General features: G+C 60.0%; 16 protein-coding genes and 1 pseudogene. 7 read left to right on the top strand and 10 right to left on the bottom strand.

Annotated elements, in window-relative coordinates:
* Nucleotides 1–61 precede the first annotated feature (61 nt).
* A pseudogene (locus MEB48_RS07295) lies at nt 62–546 on the bottom strand (glutamate-cysteine ligase family protein); the annotation flags it as partial.
* Nucleotides 518–1,519 carry a methyltransferase gene (locus tag MEB48_RS07290; RefSeq protein ID WP_237883211.1) on the bottom strand — a complete coding sequence of 334 codons (1,002 nt, stop codon included), beginning with the start codon at nt 1,517–1,519 and terminating at the stop codon, nt 518–520. The gene MEB48_RS07290 and the pseudogene MEB48_RS07295, both read right to left, overlap by 29 nt.
* 335 nt (nt 1,520–1,854) lie before the next feature.
* On the opposite strand from MEB48_RS07290, the gene MEB48_RS07285 reads away from it, so the two are divergent.
* Entirely contained in the window at nt 1,855–2,397 is a 543-nt protein-coding gene (locus MEB48_RS07285; protein ID WP_237883208.1) for a hypothetical protein, read from the top strand.
* A gap of 41 nt (nt 2,398–2,438) precedes the next feature.
* Here the strand turns inward: MEB48_RS07285 and MEB48_RS07280 are convergent, their stop codons facing one another.
* Nucleotides 2,439–3,221: a tellurite resistance TerB family protein gene (locus tag MEB48_RS07280; RefSeq protein ID WP_237883206.1), complete on the bottom strand. Its 783-nt coding sequence runs from the start codon at nt 3,219–3,221 to the stop codon at nt 2,439–2,441.
* A 234-nt stretch (nt 3,222–3,455) separates the two neighbouring features.
* On the opposite strand from MEB48_RS07280, the gene pcsA reads away from it, so the two are divergent.
* From pcsA to MEB48_RS07265, 3 genes are all read left to right on the top strand, one after another.
* Nucleotides 3,456–4,178 carry a phosphatidylcholine synthase gene (pcsA, locus tag MEB48_RS07275; protein ID WP_237883483.1) on the top strand — a complete coding sequence of 241 codons (723 nt, stop codon included), beginning with the start codon at nt 3,456–3,458 and terminating at the stop codon, nt 4,176–4,178.
* Nucleotides 4,179–4,189: 11 nt separating this feature from the next.
* Complete coding sequence (locus MEB48_RS07270; protein WP_237883204.1) at nt 4,190–4,576, top strand: DUF488 domain-containing protein; 387 nt, start codon at nt 4,190–4,192, stop codon at nt 4,574–4,576.
* A 213-nt stretch (nt 4,577–4,789) separates the two neighbouring features.
* Nucleotides 4,790–5,716 carry a universal stress protein gene (locus tag MEB48_RS07265; protein WP_237883202.1) on the top strand — a complete coding sequence of 309 codons (927 nt, stop codon included), beginning with the start codon at nt 4,790–4,792 and terminating at the stop codon, nt 5,714–5,716.
* Between the two features lie 139 nt (nt 5,717–5,855).
* On the opposite strand, the gene MEB48_RS07260 is transcribed toward MEB48_RS07265, so the two are convergent.
* The 5 genes from MEB48_RS07260 to MEB48_RS07240 all read right to left on the bottom strand — a co-directional run bounded on the left by MEB48_RS07260 (nt 5,856) and on the right by MEB48_RS07240 (nt 9,386).
* Nucleotides 5,856–6,668, bottom strand: a complete 813-nt coding sequence (locus tag MEB48_RS07260; protein ID WP_237883200.1) for a class I SAM-dependent methyltransferase — start codon at nt 6,666–6,668, stop codon at nt 5,856–5,858.
* 35 nt (nt 6,669–6,703) lie between these two features.
* On the bottom strand, nt 6,704–6,976 hold the full coding sequence (locus MEB48_RS07255) for a DUF4242 domain-containing protein (protein ID WP_095053441.1): 273 nt from the start codon (nt 6,974–6,976) through the stop codon (nt 6,704–6,706).
* Between the two features lie 289 nt (nt 6,977–7,265).
* Nucleotides 7,266–8,480 carry a cytochrome c biogenesis protein DipZ gene (locus MEB48_RS07250; RefSeq protein WP_237883198.1) on the bottom strand — a complete coding sequence of 405 codons (1,215 nt, stop codon included), beginning with the start codon at nt 8,478–8,480 and terminating at the stop codon, nt 7,266–7,268.
* Between the two features lie 152 nt (nt 8,481–8,632).
* Nucleotides 8,633–9,073, bottom strand: a complete 441-nt coding sequence (locus tag MEB48_RS07245; protein ID WP_237883196.1) for a hypothetical protein — start codon at nt 9,071–9,073, stop codon at nt 8,633–8,635.
* 49 nt (nt 9,074–9,122) lie between these two features.
* A complete protein-coding gene (locus tag MEB48_RS07240; protein ID WP_237883194.1) occupies nt 9,123–9,386 on the bottom strand; it encodes a DUF2790 domain-containing protein in 264 nt (87 codons plus the stop codon).
* A 454-nt stretch (nt 9,387–9,840) separates the two neighbouring features.
* Between MEB48_RS07240 and MEB48_RS07235 the strand changes: the two genes are divergently transcribed.
* Nucleotides 9,841–10,581, top strand: a complete 741-nt coding sequence (locus tag MEB48_RS07235; RefSeq protein ID WP_237883192.1) for a response regulator — start codon at nt 9,841–9,843, stop codon at nt 10,579–10,581.
* Nucleotides 10,578–11,897, top strand: a complete 1,320-nt coding sequence (locus MEB48_RS07230) for an ATP-binding protein (protein WP_237883190.1) — start codon at nt 10,578–10,580, stop codon at nt 11,895–11,897. Before MEB48_RS07235 ends, MEB48_RS07230 begins: the two co-directional genes overlap by 4 nt.
* Before the next feature lie 134 nt (nt 11,898–12,031).
* On the opposite strand, the gene MEB48_RS07225 is transcribed toward MEB48_RS07230, so the two are convergent.
* Complete coding sequence (locus MEB48_RS07225) at nt 12,032–12,790, bottom strand: HvfC family RiPP maturation protein (RefSeq protein WP_237883188.1); 759 nt, start codon at nt 12,788–12,790, stop codon at nt 12,032–12,034.
* Nucleotides 12,783–13,616 carry an HvfB family MNIO-type RiPP peptide maturase gene (locus tag MEB48_RS07220; RefSeq protein ID WP_237883186.1) on the bottom strand — a complete coding sequence of 278 codons (834 nt, stop codon included), beginning with the start codon at nt 13,614–13,616 and terminating at the stop codon, nt 12,783–12,785. The genes MEB48_RS07225 and MEB48_RS07220 overlap by 8 nt, the downstream gene beginning before the upstream one ends.
* 297 nt (nt 13,617–13,913) lie before the next feature.
* Here MEB48_RS07220 and MEB48_RS07215 point away from each other — a divergent pair, with 297 nt between their 5' ends.
* Nucleotides 13,914–14,960, top strand: a complete 1,047-nt coding sequence (locus tag MEB48_RS07215; protein ID WP_237883481.1) for a class I SAM-dependent methyltransferase — start codon at nt 13,914–13,916, stop codon at nt 14,958–14,960.
* The last annotated feature ends 99 nt before the right edge of the window (nt 14,961–15,059 follow it).

The raw sequence follows: 15,059 nt of genomic DNA, 5'->3' as shown, positions 1-15,059 counted from the left end.
TCATTTAAAGCGTAGATGATTCAGTCATAGGCGATGCAGGCGCGCCGGTTAGTCCATTGCTCGGGGACGAGGTGCTCAGCGCCAACAACAGTGGCACCCATGGCAAGACTTCGTTCATGACCCGAATACGATCCAGATGACCGGGCACTTCGACGTGTACGTGCAGCCCGGACAACACACTAAGCCGGGCCACTCGCTGGTAGTCGTCGAACAGCTGATGGAAATGCGCCTGATCCGTCGGTTGCTGAATCCGCCAATCCGCCAAAGGGTGACTGCCAGCACTGAGCAGGCCCAGGCCGAACGGTTCCAGAGCACGTTTCAGGGCGCTGCGGGTGGTAGCCAGGTAGTCGGCGGCCTCCGGTAAGCTGCTGAAAACCGGTGAGGCGACTTCAATCTGCCCCTGGAACATTTCATAAGCGAAGGATTGACCCAGCGCCGTTCTGCATGCCTCGATCACCGGCACCGAAGGCTGCCCCGGCATACGCGGGAAGCGAGATCGGTGAGGAAGTATTCTTCTTCAATGCCGAAGTTCGGGCGCCTGCTCATCAACGTTTTTCCCCGTGCCTGGGCCGAGACGTGTCACGGTCAGCGCGACGACGGCAATCCGCTCCACTCGTTTGTAACCTGGGGTCAACAACTCTTCACCGAACACATCGGGATCGAGTTCGCGATACGTCCAGCCGAATCCCGGTGCCTCCAGGCGCGGAGCGAGGGCCTCCAGAAACGGGTCACGGCCATCGACCATCGCGGCGCCGGTGTACAGCAGCAACGAACCGCCGGGTGCCAGCCGACCGAGTGCCTGTTCGACAATCCGCAGTGACAGCTCTGCGCCCAACGCGCCACCACCATGCCGGTAAGTACGCTCGGCCGGGTCGGCCATGTAGGGGGGGTTGGCGACGATCAAATCAAAGTATCCGTCGACGCCCTGCAGCACATCGCTGGCCTCGACGCTGACGTTGGCTACTTCGGCGAGCGCGGCGTTGATGGCCGTCATGCGCAGCGCCGCCGGATTGATGTCCAGCGCCAATACCTCGGCTTCGGGACGGGCGCGGGCAATCAGAATGGCACCGACACCGGCGCCGCAACCGATGTCCACGGCGCGCCTGATCGGGGCGAAATGCTGGTGCAGATGGGCGTGAATCAGTTGGGCGAACCGATAAGTGTCGGGACCGAAGAATACTGAATCAGCGGCTTCCGTCGGAAAAGCCGAATGCACGAACAGCAAGTCGTCGAGACTGGACCAGCGCACCCGGCTTTTCAGCCGCCCGTTGCACTCATCCAGCACCTGCGCCTGTTGCAACTGGCGCTGTTCATCCGCGGACAACAGCCCTGGCTCAAACGGCCGCGACCAGCCAAAAACATCGCGCAGGGTCTCCGCCCGTCGGCCTTCGGCACGGGAATTGACGCGCTGATGGGTCAGCGGCGTCGGCGTGATGAATCGGTAACCATCCGCCTGCAGACGGCGTCCCAGTTGCACCAACGCCAGATCAGTGGCAGACAGCTGTTCTTCCAGACTCATAAACCGCTCCCGTTGATAAAGGTGTTCTAGAGAAGACTGGTTTGAGTTCGATAAACCGGCGCCATCCACCCCTTTGGTCGGAGCAACCGCACTCAGGAAAAACAGAGCACGGGCCTTGCTGCTGAAAAACTGTCGCGCCGCGCCCGCCTTGCACGTCGGTGTTGTCGCTCAGCAACAACTGTTCATAGAACGACTTTACGCCGCCAGCGGCTACTATCGCGTGTTCGTGGGCAGGCCTGGATTCAAGTCGTGTCAGGACAGTCATGGAATAATTTTCTCACTCTGAGGCCAGTGGCAGGACGCTGGATCAGCACGTCTCTATCAGCAGAGCGGCGGTGCCTGAAAAAAATTCCATTGGCGTTGAAATTGGCCGGACAGACGGGCCCAGCATTTGTAGGAGCTGGCTTGCCAGCGAGAACGGCCTCACGTCCTGCAGCGCCGATGAAAACGCCTTCGCCGGCAAGCCGGGCTCCTACAGGGTTCGCGTCGTTCACGGTATCTGTAGGAGCTGGCTTGCCAGCGAAGGCGACCTCACGTCATGCAGCGCCAATGAAAACGCCTTCGCCGGCAAGCCGGGCTCCTACGGGGTTCGCGTCGTTCACGGCATCTGTAGGAACTGGCTTGCCAGCGAAAACGGCCTCACGTCCTGCAGCGCCAATAAAAACGCCTTCGCCGGCAAGCCGGGCTCCTACAGGGTTCGCGTCGTTCACGGCATCTGTAGGAGCTGGCTTGCCAGCGAAGGCGACCTCACGTCATGCAGCGCCAATGAAAACGCCTTCGCCGGCAAGCCGGGCTCCTACGGAGTTCGCGGCGTTCACGGCATCTGTAGGATGCTGGCTTGCCAGCGAAGGCGGCCTCACGTCATGCAGCGCCAATGAAAACGCCTTCGCCGGCAAGCCGGGCTCCTACGGGGAAACGTTCAGGCAACGCTGCTCTTGGCCTGTTGCTCCAGGTGCACCTGCAACTCTGGTTCGATCTTCAACGCAGCGGCCAATTCATCCAGATAATTGCGTTCGGCGTTCTGCTGATCATCCACCAACATCACGCTGGCCAGGTACATCTCGGCGGCCATCCCTGGGTCTTGGGCGGACTGCGCCACATCGACGGCATCCAGTGGCCGGGCGACTTCGTCATCGAGCCATTGCTGCAGTTGCGGATCATCGGTATGGCGACCGATTTCGGTACTGATCATGTGTTTCTCGGCCTCATCGATGCGGCCATCGGCCTTGGCGGCGGCGATCAAGGCTCGGAGGATGGCGTGGCTGTGGTCTTCGATTTCCGGGCCAGACAACAGGTCAACGGTGCGCGGCGCCTGTTGGGGTGCAGAGGCCTGGCTGCGCTGCCAGGCCTGATACGCCTGGAATGCCATCATCCCCAAAGAAGCCAACGCTGCGTAGTTGGTGCCGCCCGAGCGCGCTTGCGTCGAACCGCCCATGGGTGATCCGCCGCCCAGCAGACCACCGAGCAATCCACCCAGACCGCCCCCGCTCACACCACCGCCCGCGCCGCCGCCCAGCAGACCACCAAGTAACCCGCCGAGGCCACCCAAGCCTCCTTGAGCTGACGCCGCACCGACACCTTGTTGCGACTGCGAGCCTTGGCTGGCCCGCAGTAATTGCTCAAGCAAATCGCTGGTGTTCATGACGACGTCCTCATCAATGGGCAGAAACTCAGTCAGGCAACGATAGTCCTCGCCAGACATTCCGCCAACTCCGTCTGGCTGACGTTCTGTGTGCTGCCCTTGCCCTTCATACTTCTGACGCTCAATACGTGCCCCGGATATTTCCGGGGTACTTTTTTGCGTGGAGGCTAAGATTCATAGGTGGTGAACCTTATTCCCGAAAATCCGGTCGATACCTGCAACCCGACCCGGTTTGCCGACGCCCTCAACAGGAGGGCGATCATTGGCCTGCTTCACTTTCTGGAGAACGCCCCCGTGATATCCGCCGTACACATTGCCAGGCTTAAAGCATGGGGTGCCCATGGTTTTACCGCCACTGGCGTGGTCACCGCCTTCCTCGCGACCCTTGCCTTGCTGGAGAACCAACCGACCAATTGCCTGCTATGGCTAGGCGTGGCGCTGATCGTCGACGGTCTGGACGGCGCGTTGGCGCGCAAGGTGAATGTGCAATCGGTGCTTCCGAGTTTCGACGGATCGATCCTTGATCTGGTGATCGACTACCTGACCTATGTATTCATTCCCGCACTGTTCATCTATCGCTATATCCCGTTGCCGGACTACACCCTGCTGCTGACCGTGTCGCTGATTCTGGTGTCATCGCTGTTTTGCTTCTGCAACGTCAACATGAAGAGCAAAGACAACTACTTTCAGGGCTTCCCCGCCGCCTGGAACGTAGTTGCGCTATGCCTGTACATCGTCGACCCGTCCCCATGGATTACCTTGCTCACCGTCATCGGCCTGGCGCTGCTGACCGTGACCCGAATGAAATTCCTGCACCCGTTCCGCGTGCGCCGGTTCATGCCGATCAACATTGCCGTGACGGCCATCTGGCTGCTGTGCAGCTTGTCGCTGGTGGTCAACCACCCGGTCATCAATCCGCTGGTGATGGGCCTGTGGCTGCTGATGTCGGCGTACTTCCTGGGTATCTGCTTCTGGCGCACGGCGCTGGAGTGGTTCGATAGCTCGCGGCTCAAATAGGCACTGCGATCATGCCCATCCACATCGTCCAACTCGGCTCACCCCGCACCACGAATGAAGGCCTGCGCCTGGGCACGGTACGCCGCCCGCCTCGGGGCGTACCGAAGGCTGAATTTGCCAGCCGGGATTTCTACGATGTGTGGCAACCGCTGTTGTCCCCCAGCCCCGAGTTGGTGGCCGAAGCCAAAGCGGCTGAAGATGCCAAGGCCTGGGGAGCCTTCAAGCGCAAGTTCAAGGCCGAGATGAACCATCCCGCGCCCAGTCAGCTGCTCGACCTGCTGGCCGCCCTCTCCCATCAAACGTCGCTGGCGGTGGGGTGTTATTGCGAGGAAGAGGCACACTGCCACCGTTCCGTATTACGGGAATTGCTGGAAGCACGGGGCGCGAAGGTTGTTTAACCAAGTGAACACCACAAATCCCCTGTGGGAGCGGGCTTGCTCGCGAAGGCCGAGTGCCAGTCGACATCAATGTTGAATGTACCGGCCTCTTCGCGAGCAAGCCCGCTCCCACATTAAAACGTCGGCGCGACACCCATCGCATGAACCCCACGGAAGAGAGACCGATCATGGTCAATAATTAAAGGATTGGGTGTATTGAACGGGAGGTTTGTCATGTCTGGTCAAGCACGTTTCATGCTGGTCGCCTCGCCCCTGATGGAACACAGCCCCGCCTTCGACCGTGCCGCAGCACTGGCCAAGGCCGAGGATGCAGCCCTGCACATCGTGGCTTTCGACTATCTGGAGGGTCTGGCGACCGCCGGTTTGGTCAACGAAAAGGCCCTGGAACAGATGCGTCTGGGGTATGTCGAGCGCCACCACCAGTGGCTTGAAGAACAGGCCCGCCCCTTGCGCAAGATCGGTGTCCATGTCACCACCGAGGTGGTTTGGGTCGAAAATCCGCTGGAGGAAATCCTGACTCACCTCAAAGAGCAGCCAATGGATGTGCTGATCAAGGCGCTGGAACATCAATCACGGCTGTCGCGGCTGGTGTTTACCCCGCTCGACGTGCATCTGCTGCGCGAATGCCCAGTGCCGCTGCACTTCGTCAGCCATGCCATTCATGCGTTGCCGCGCAAGATCGTTGCGGCGGTCGATCCGTTCCATCGCGATGATCAATACAAAAGCTTCAATGACCGGATTCTGCACGAAGCATCAAAACTGGCGAGTGCCTGTAACGCCGAGCTCGACGTGGTCTACGCCTATGACCTTTCGTCTATCAGCTCGGACGAGTTCAGCTTCGAAAACGGTTCGGCGTTTTTTGCTTCGGACAAGGCCAAGACCCTGTTCGACTTTCAGGAGGATGCATTCAATGAGTTGGCCGCGCGCAACGGCATCGCGCCGGAGCAACGGCACATGCTCATGGGCAGTCCGACCAAAGTGCTGACCCGTTATGCCGAAACCTATGGCGTCGACGTGATTGTCATGGGCCGGGTCGGCCATCGCGGCATGGGCCGCTTGCTCGGCAGCACGGTGGAGCATCTGCTGTACAAAATGCCCTGCAGTGTGTGGGTTGTGTACACCGAGCGGCTGGATGAGTGATCGGGCTGGTCAGATAGTCTGCACATATCCCTGTGGGAGCGGGCTTGCTCGCGAAGAGGACCTTACATTCACAGTGATGTTGACTGAATGTCCGCCTTCGCGAGCAAGCCCGCTCCCACAGGGAATTTGTGTTGTCGTTTCAGCGCCGTGTAATCACTACCTCCAGGTATTCACTGGGCACCACCAGCGACCGCTCCCCCGCCCGGTTCAGGCGATTCAGCAGTTCGGTCAGGTCGTTTTCCAGGGCTGTGCCTCCTTCAGGTGGCAGGGTCGCAAAAGCCTTGTGAACCGGGCCATACCAGGTGCGGAAGGTGTCGATGAAGTGCGCGGCAGAGCGATAGCGGAAGTTGAACAGCCGCCGTGTCACTTGGAGCTGGAAATCGCGCTGGTCGAATTGCGAGTGCAACCAGGCTTCTGAGCCCCAGTTTGATGGCGGTTGAGCGCCCATCGGTGGCGGCATGTGGCGGCCCAGGGTCTTGAACATCTGACCGACAAAGCCTTCAGGCGTCCAGTTGGCAAGCCCGATCCGCCCGCCAGGACGGCACACCCGCGCCAGTTCCGCTGCTGCCTTGGGTTGATCCGGCGTAAACATCACGCCAAAGGTCGAAAGCACGGCATCGAAACTGGCGTCCTCGAACGGCAAGTCCTCGGCATCGGCCACCTGAAAAGTCACGTCCAGGTGCTCCGCCCGTGCGCGGTCTTCGCCGCGTTCAAGCAGCTTGGCCACGTAGTCGGTGGACGTGACCTTGCAGCCCCGGCGTGCGGCGGCGAGCGTTGCGTTACCGTTGCCAGCGGCGACATCCAGCACCTGCTCATCACACAGCAGGTCGCAGGCTTCGGCCAGTTGTTCACCGACGATCTGTAAGGTAGTGCCGATTACGGCATAGTCGCCGCTGGCCCACGCTGTCATCTGACGGTTTTTCAGGGCAGTGAGGTCAATGGGTGTGCTCATGAAGTCTGCTCCGTTGCGGGTGGGACGTGTCCGGCTCACTCCGCCGTGGTGGGATCGATGATGTTCATGACCCGGGAAACGCTGTTGATGGGAAATTCACCCTTTTGGGCATGCTCCCTGATCAGTCCCTCGTTCGGCGCGATGTACACGCAGTAAATCTTGTCGCCAGTGATGTAACTCTCCAGCCACTGCACCTCGGGTCCCATCTCGCGCAACACATCGCAGGATTTTTGCGAGATCGCTTTGAGCTCCTGTTGCGGCAGCGCGCCGGCGCCTGGAAGCTCGCGTTCAATAATGAATTTAGGCATGGCAACATCCTTTTCTTGAGGGTGATGACAGAGTCGGCAGTGATCCCGTCGTCCACAAACTATCGCTCCCGGATACGCCGGCGTCCTGCCGATCGTCCGGAGAATTCACGAAATATGGCATTCTCCGATGCATGGTCGTCCATTTGTAACGCCGCCATAACAGGTTGGCTTGCTTCGCCGAAAACCGGTGACGCGACAGGTGCTTTGGCCAATGTAGGAGCCCGGTTTGCCGGCGAAGGTGCCCATAAGAATGCCTTCGCCGGCAAGCCGGGCTCCTACGAAAAGCGGTTTAACTGGCATTAGGTGTTTTGGCCTCTTCCAGCAGCTGCCGAATCATCTGTTCCTGAGTTTCGTACCGGCCCTCGCCAAAATGGGTGTAACGCACCTGCCCCTTGGCATCGATCAGGTAGTGCGCGGGCCAATACTGATTGTCGAAGGCGCGCCAGATCGTGTAGTCGTTATCGATCGCCACCGGGTAGGAGATGCCGAGTTTTTTCACCTGATCGCGGACGTTGTCGATGATGCGTTCGTAACCGTATTCCGGGGTGTGCACGCCGATCACAACCAGACCGTCCTTCTCATATTTCTTCGCCCAGTCCTTCACATGGGGCAAGGTGCGCTGGCAGTTGATGCAGTCGTACGTCCAGAAGTCCACCAGCACCACTTTGCCGCGCAGGGAATCCTTGCTCAGCGCTGGCGAGTTGAGCCATTCGACCGCGCCGGAAAGTGACGGCATCGGGCCTTTGGCCGCGTCCATGGTCGAGTCGGCCTTGACCTTGCTGACGAAGTAATCAATCACTTTCGGTACAGTTTCCAGCACCCGCTGTTCAACCGTGGTGACGCCTTCGGATGAGGTGCTGGCGAGCAGTGTGTTGTCGGTGCCGGTGGCGATGACTGCCGCAGCGACCAACACCGCAGCCCCCGTGCCGCGACGCAGCCAACCGGTGAGCGGAATCGATGGTTTCAAGCGATTGACCAGGCCGCGACTGGCGAAGATCAAGGTCCCCAGTGACAACGCACTGCCCAGTCCATACGCCAGCAGCAACAGACTGGTCTGCGCATTGGCGCCTTGCAGCATGGCGCCGGTGAGGATCACCCCGAGGATCGGCCCGGCACACGGCGCCCAGAGCAGACCGGTGGCGACCCCGATCATCACCGAGCCTGACGGGCCAGACATTTTGCGAGTATCGGGATCAAGGCGGTTGCCCAGCAGCACGAACGGGCGCGCCAGCCACCCACCGATGCGGGCGGAGATCAGTGACAGGGCGAACAGCACCATCACCATCAGCGCCACATGACGGCCGGTGTTGCTGGCTTGTATCACCCAGTCGCTGCTGACCACGGCCAGGCTGGAGATCAGGACAAAGGTCAGGGCCATGCCGCCAAGGGTGAGCAGGATTGAGGAGCGTGTACGTTTAACACCGGCAAACAGAAACGGCACGACCGGGAGGATGCAGGGACTGAGGACGGTCAGAATGCCACCCAGGAAAGCGATGAGGAACATGGGGATCACCTTGGGATACGAGTCCCATGTGGGAGCGAGCCTGCTCGCGATGGCGGTCTGGCAGTCACATAGATATTGAATGTGCTGCTGTCATCGCGAGCAGGCTCGCTCCCACACTGGAAATGTTGCGTTCATAGGAACAGTGCGTGACCTCAAGCCATCTGGTTTTCGAGCTGTTGGCCCTGTGGAGTCCGGCTGTAGCCATTCTCTGCAACCAGTTGCCCTTGCGGCGTCCGGCTGTAGCCATTCTCTGCAACCAGTTGCCCTTGTGGCGTTCGGCTGTAGCCATTCTCTGCAACCAGTTGCCCTTGTGGCGTCCGGCTGTAGCCATTCTCTGCAACCAGTTGCCCTTGTGGCGTCCGGCTGTAGCCATTCTCTGCAACCAGTTGCCCTTGTGGCGTCCGGCTGTAGCCATTCTCCGCAACCAGTTGCCCTTGTGGCGTCCGGCTTGAACCATCCTCAGTCAGCAGCGGAGTCAGTTGGAAGCAGGTGCTGCTGCCACAGGTATTTTGTTCAACCGCAGCGTTGGCATGGGCGGCGGCGCCCGTTACGGAGAAAACGATGGCGGTCAAAAAGCGGGTGACGTTGTTCATGATGTTCTTCCTGTTTCAAAGGGGAATGGGCAATGGGTAGTCGAAGGACTCAGTTGCCTTCGTTGCAGCCGTCAGCGAATTTGCTGTAATCCAGAACCTGGGTTTTGCCTTGGGAATCCAGGTAGGTCATCCGGGCATTCACAATCCCGCAGGCAGGGCTGGCGTCCTGTTTCATCGACAGCACTTTCTGAATATCCAGGTGCGTGCCGTAGGTGTAGGTTTGAGGGGTTACATCGGCTTCGGCGCGGGCCGACAAGGTGCAGATGTTCAGGGCGGCAAACAGGCAGGCGGCGTAGACGGCTTTGGTGTTCATAGTGGGTTCCTCTGCGCTTCAATAGGTCAATTGTTGATTGAGCCGAGGCGGTTGGGTTTGCCTCGATGGAACCTATTTAAAACCCGCGAGGTATCTCGTCTGTGTCCAGAACAGGCGCGGGTAAATCACTACGTATCAGCGCAGGCCTGCGATACACAGCGATACAAAACCCTCCTGTGGCGAGGGAGCTTGCTCCCGCTTGAGTGCGTAGCACTCACCAAAACCGGCAATGGTTGTCAGATTTTTTTGGGCCGCTGCGCAGCCCAACGCGAGCAAGCTCGCTCGCCACAAAGGTAGGCATGACTGTGAACAGCATTGCCCTGAAATCGGCTGTTTTTTGCGTCCCCGTGTATCCGTCGATACGCCAGATACACTGCAATACAATCGACAGCAGGCGAGCGGGACAAGGCCCGATAGACTGCGCGGCAACTCCCATTCAAGAGGCTTGGTCACCATGGAACACGTCGATCACATTCTCATCGTGGACGATGACCGCGAGATCCGGGAACTGGTAGGCAACTACCTGAAGAAGAACGGTCTGCGCACCACCGTCGTGGCGGATGGACGGGCGATGCGCGCCTTCCTCGAGACCACGCCGGTGGACCTGATCGTGCTCGACATCATGATGCCGGGCGACGATGGCCTGGTGCTCTGCCGCGAGCTGCGTGCCGGCAAACACAAAGCCACGCCGGTGCTCATGCTCACCGCACGCAACGATGAAACCGACCGCATCGTCGGCCTGGAAATGGGCGCCGACGATTACCTGGTCAAACCGTTCGCCGCCCGTGAGTTACTCGCCCGCATCAATGCCGTGCTGCGACGCACACGGATGCTGCCGCCGAATCTGGTTGTCACCGAAAGCGGTCGCCTGCTGGCGTTCGGTCGCTGGCGTCTGGATACCTCGGCCCGACATCTGCTGGATGAGGACGGCACCATGGTCGCCCTCAGCGGCGCGGAATATCGCTTGCTGCGGGTGTTCCTCGATCATCCTCAGCGGGTACTCAATCGCGACCAATTGCTCAACCTGACTCAAGGTCGCGATGCCGATCTGTTCGACCGTTCCATCGATTTGCTGGTCAGCCGCTTGCGCCAGCGTCTGCTGGACGATGCCCGAGAACCGGCTTACATCAAGACCGTGCGCAGCGAAGGTTATGTGTTTTCCCTGCCGGTAGAAGTGCTCGGTGCGCCATCATGAATCTTGCGCTGCACTGGCCCCGTACGCTGGCCTCGCGGCTATCGCTGATTTTCCTGATTGGCCTGATCCTCGCCCAGGCGCTGTCCTTTGGCGCGCAGTACTACGAGCGTTACCAAAGTGCGAAAAACACCATGCTGGGCAATCTGGAAACCGATGTCTCGACCTCCCTCGCCATCCTCGACCGCTTGCCCGCTGACGAGCGCCCGAACTGGTTGCAGCGTCTGGAACGCACCAACTATGGCTATCTGTTGAATCAAGGTTCGCCGGGCACGCCCATGGCGCCCAGCGATGTGCCGATTGCAGTGACCTCGATTCAGGCCGCCATCGGCCATGAATACCCACTCACCTTTACCGACATTCCAGGCCCGAAAAAACACTTTCAGGCCCACCTGAAACTCAAGGACGGCAGCCCCGTCACCGTCGATGTGCGGCCTTCGATGGTGCCGTTGTCGCCGTGGTTACCGGCGGTATTGCTGGGGCAACTGGCACTGATGATTGCCTGCACCTGGCTCGCCGTGAGAATCGCCATCCGCCCGCTCACCCGCCTCGCCCAAGCGGTGGAAACCCTCGACCCCAACACCCACGCCGTACGCCTGGATGAAAAAGGCCCGACCGAAGTCGTCCATGCCGCCAGAGCCTTCAATGCGATGCAGGCGCGCATCGCGGCCTACCTCAAGGAACGCATGCAACTGTTGGCGGCAATTTCCCACGACCTGCAAACCCCGATTACGCGCATGAAACTGCGCGTCGAATTCATGGACGACTCCAGCGAGAAAGACAAACTGTGGAACGACCTCAGCGAGATGGAACATCTGGTGCGCGAAGGCGTGGCCTATGCCCGCAGCATTCATGGTGCCACCGAGGAAAGTCGTCGCACTGATCTGGATTCATTCCTCGACAGCCTGGTGTTCGACTACCAGGACATGGGCAAAGACGTGCAGCTCGGCGGCAAAAGCGCTGCCGTGATCGACACCCGACCCCATGCCTTGCGGCGGGTGCTGGTGAACCTGATAGACAACGCGCTGAAATTCGCCGGCGCGGCAGAGTTGTGGGTGGAAACGAAGGCTGATGGCAGCTTGTCGGTGAAGGTGATGGACCGTGGGCCGGGGATTGCCGAAGAGCAATTGGCGCAGGTGATGGAGCCGTTCTACCGCGTGGAGAATTCGCGTAATCGCAGTACGGGGGGAACCGGGTTGGGGTTGGCGATTGCGCAGCAACTGGCGTTGGCGATTGGCGGATCGCTGACTTTGAGCAATCGCGAGGGCGGTGGGTTGTGTGCTGAGCTCAGGTTGCCAGCTCAGACTACATCATTGTAGGAGCGAGCGGTGCGGCGATCCGACTTGCCCGCGAAGAGGCCAGCACATCCAACATTGATATTGGCTGACACTCCGCCTTCGCGGGCAAGCCTCGCTCCTACAGGGGCATTGGGTGTTTGGGAAATTGTGTATGGTCAGGCGACTATGCCGATCACCCCTTCCCCATGCATCTGCCGCAGCAACGCCAATCCGCTGTCCATGAATTCTGGCGACCCAACCATCCCCGCCTCCATCGCCAGCCCTTCCAGCTGCGTCCGGCCATCGAGCTGAGGAAACGCCTCGATTCGCTGCAACAACCGCCAGGCCAGCGGATTCAACTCAGCGAACTTCACGCTCCAGTCCTCGGCCCGACGAACCAACAGCAACGTCGGCTGAACTGGCGGCGTGTCCGGCCGGTAATCCGGCCCCACTAATTGCACTGGCCAGCCATACGCCAATGGCCAGGCCAACGGCGAAACCTGCAACGGCCGCTCCAGCAACAACCCGGCATCGCTGACCGGCAACGATTCGGCTTCGGATTGTTGCAGCGCCATTTCGACCCATTCGTAATGCGCCAGCTCAACCATGAACGGCGGCCACACTGCATCGTTCAACGCCTGCGGCTCAGCGACGAGAAACTCGACAAACGCCTGGGCGATCTCGCCGAATTTTGGTGTTTGAGCACGATGATCCCGCAGGAAGATCCGCACCAATACATGCCAATGATCATCGCCGAGAATCTTCACCAGCACCGGAAAAGTGCCGCTGAGTAATGACGACAGATTCGAAAACACCAGGTCGCGATAAACCTGCGCCCGTGCCACGTCCATCCCGGCGGGCGGCGCACTGTGGTCGGGGTCGCGCAAATAGCGAGTCAATGTGTTTTGCTGCTGATACAAACTCGGCTTATCCACGGTTCTCACCTTGCAGGCGGCGAATGGTCTGCAATTCGGTCACCAGCTCAGAGAACGCCGGAAAATTGAAATCCCGCTCAAGCAGCGTCGGCCGTACACCGAATCGCGCATATGCCTCGGCCAGAAGTGACCAGACCACCGGTTTGACCGAGGCGCCGTGGGTGTCGATCTTCAACGTGTCGGACTCATCAAAGTGCCCCGCCACATGCATCGCAACCACCCGCCTTGCGTCGATGCCGGCCAGAAAAGCCTGCGGATCAAAACCGTGATTGATTGAGTTGACATAGACATTGTTGACGTCCAGCAGCAGGTCGCAATCGGCCTCACGCAGCACCGCATTGGTGAACGTCAGTTCGTCCATGTCCTGTTGTGGCGCGGCGTAGTAGGAGACGTTTTCCACTGCCAGGCGCCGGCCAAGGATGTCCTGAGTCTGACGAATCCGCGCGGCAACGTGCTGCACCGCTTCTTCGGTAAACGGCAACGGCAGCAGATCGTAAAGATGCCCGTCATCGCTGCAATAGCTCAGGTGTTCGCTGTACAGCGGCACCTTGTGGTGGTCGAGGAATACCCGCACTTCCTGCACAAACCCGACGTCCAGCGGCGCCGGCCCGCCCAAGGACAAGGACAAGCCGTGACAGGACAACGGATAACGCTCGGCCAGGGCGCGAAACACCGCGCCATGAGCGCCGCCGATGCCGATCCAGTTTTCCGGCGCGACTTCCAGAAAGTCGAAAGCGCCTACCGGGGCGGCTTGAAGGTCCTTCATTAAAGCGCGGCGCAAGCCTAGTCCGACGCTCGTCTTCGCTGATGTGAGGGGAGTCTGCATGGTATCGATCTCATCCTGGGATCCGGTCTCCAGCGTCTGAACACTCAGTGCCGGCCGGCAGGCACAGTCAAGCGCCGCGGTGTGTCGGGGCTGTGTCACAAACGCCGCTCTTCTCAGGCCACTGTATCGGACAGGCAGTCAGATACAGAGGGATACACGAACTAGACTTGTTGATTACCCCCGTCAGGGGGCCAGGACGCGGTTATCGTCCTGTTCATTCCCACGATCACCGCCCAAAGGTGCATGCCTCGACAAACAATGCCTCTGGACCGTGATCCTGCTGAAGGAGCACACATGATGGACGAGGCCAGACTCAATGACTTCATGGGCAAACTGGTGAGCGACATGGGCGGCGCAGCGATGCTCGCCAACGTCATCCTCGGCGAAGAGCTCGGTCTGTACCGGGCGATGGCCGACAGTCAGCCAGTCACCCCCGAAGCACTTGCCGAAAAAACCGGCTGCAACACCCGCCTGCTGCGTGAATGGCTCAGCGCCCACGCCGCCTCCGGTTACATGGAACACCGCGACGGCCAGTTCCGCCTGCCCGAAGAGCAAGCCCTGGCGCTGGCGATCGAAGACTCACCGGTCTATGTGGCCGGCGGTGTCGGAGTGGTCGCGTCGTTTTTTTATGACAAGGACAAACTGGTCAACGCCATGCGCGGCAACGGCGCCCTGCCTTGGGGCGATCACCATCCATGCATGTTCAGCGGTACGGAACGGTTCTTTCGCCCAGGGTACAAAGCGCATCTGGTCAACGAATGGTTGCCGGCCCTCGACGGAGTGGTCGCCAAACTGGAAACCGGCGCCAAGGTAGCGGACATCGGCTGCGGCCACGGCGCCTCGACCGTGATTATGGCTCAGGCGTTTCCAAATTCACGGTTTGTCGGTTTCGACTACCACGCGCCTTCCGTCACTGTCGCCACCCAGCGCGCCGAAGAAGGTGGCGTGACCGGCCGGGCACGGTTTTTCCAGGGCACCGCCAAGAGCTATCCGGGCGACGACTATGACCTGATCTGCTACTTCGACTGCCTGCACGATATGGGTGATCCGGTCGGCGCCGCAAAGCATGCCTATGAATCGCTCAAACCCGACGGCTCGGTGCTGCTGGTAGAGCCCTTCGCCAACGACACGCTCGACGAAAACATCACTCCGGTGGGACGACTGTTCTATGCGGCCTCGACCTTTGTCTGCACACCCAATTCGCTGTCCCAGGAGGTCGGCCTCGGGCTCGGCGCCCAGGCAGGTGAGGCACGGTTGCGCAAGGTCTTTACCGAAGCGGGATTCACGCAATTCCGGCGGGCCACGGAAACGCCGTTCAACCTGATTCTGGAGGCGCGTAAATAAGGGCAGGTGATCACCCGGGCAAGCCAACCTGCCCGGGTGATCCGCCAGAACGGGCGAAACCCAATACCTGTAGGCGCGAGCGTGCTCGCGAAAGCGTAG

The organism is Pseudomonas sp. PGPR40, assembly GCF_022014505.1.
Lineage (GTDB): Bacteria > Pseudomonadota > Gammaproteobacteria > Pseudomonadales > Pseudomonadaceae > Aquipseudomonas.
Note: the sequence above shows the minus strand (reverse complement) of the source record. Positions and strands in the feature narration are given on the sequence as shown.

Excerpts from the sequence above, each read along its gene's own strand:
- MEB48_RS07220 (WP_237883186.1), bottom strand. The coding sequence starts at position 13,616 with ATGCAGACTCCCCTCACATCAGCGAAGACGAGCGTCGGACTAGGCTTG.
- MEB48_RS07255 (WP_095053441.1), bottom strand. The coding sequence starts at position 6,976 with ATGCCTAAATTCATTATTGAACGCGAGCTTCCAGGCGCCGGCGCGCTG.
- MEB48_RS07265 (WP_237883202.1), top strand. The coding sequence starts at position 4,790 with ATGTCTGGTCAAGCACGTTTCATGCTGGTCGCCTCGCCCCTGATGGAA.
- MEB48_RS07245 (WP_237883196.1), bottom strand. The coding sequence starts at position 9,073 with ATGAACAACGTCACCCGCTTTTTGACCGCCATCGTTTTCTCCGTAACG.
- MEB48_RS07240 (WP_237883194.1), bottom strand. The coding sequence starts at position 9,386 with ATGAACACCAAAGCCGTCTACGCCGCCTGCCTGTTTGCCGCCCTGAAC.
- MEB48_RS07230 (WP_237883190.1), top strand. The coding sequence starts at position 10,578 with ATGAATCTTGCGCTGCACTGGCCCCGTACGCTGGCCTCGCGGCTATCG.
- MEB48_RS07290 (WP_237883211.1), bottom strand. The coding sequence starts at position 1,519 with ATGAGTCTGGAAGAACAGCTGTCTGCCACTGATCTGGCGTTGGTGCAA.
- MEB48_RS07250 (WP_237883198.1), bottom strand. The coding sequence starts at position 8,480 with ATGTTCCTCATCGCTTTCCTGGGTGGCATTCTGACCGTCCTCAGTCCC.
- MEB48_RS07270 (WP_237883204.1), top strand. The coding sequence starts at position 4,190 with ATGCCCATCCACATCGTCCAACTCGGCTCACCCCGCACCACGAATGAA.
- MEB48_RS07280 (WP_237883206.1), bottom strand. The coding sequence starts at position 3,221 with ATGTCTGGCGAGGACTATCGTTGCCTGACTGAGTTTCTGCCCATTGAT.
- MEB48_RS07235 (WP_237883192.1), top strand. The coding sequence starts at position 9,841 with ATGGAACACGTCGATCACATTCTCATCGTGGACGATGACCGCGAGATC.
- MEB48_RS07260 (WP_237883200.1), bottom strand. The coding sequence starts at position 6,668 with ATGAGCACACCCATTGACCTCACTGCCCTGAAAAACCGTCAGATGACA.
- MEB48_RS07215 (WP_237883481.1), top strand. The coding sequence starts at position 13,914 with ATGGACGAGGCCAGACTCAATGACTTCATGGGCAAACTGGTGAGCGAC.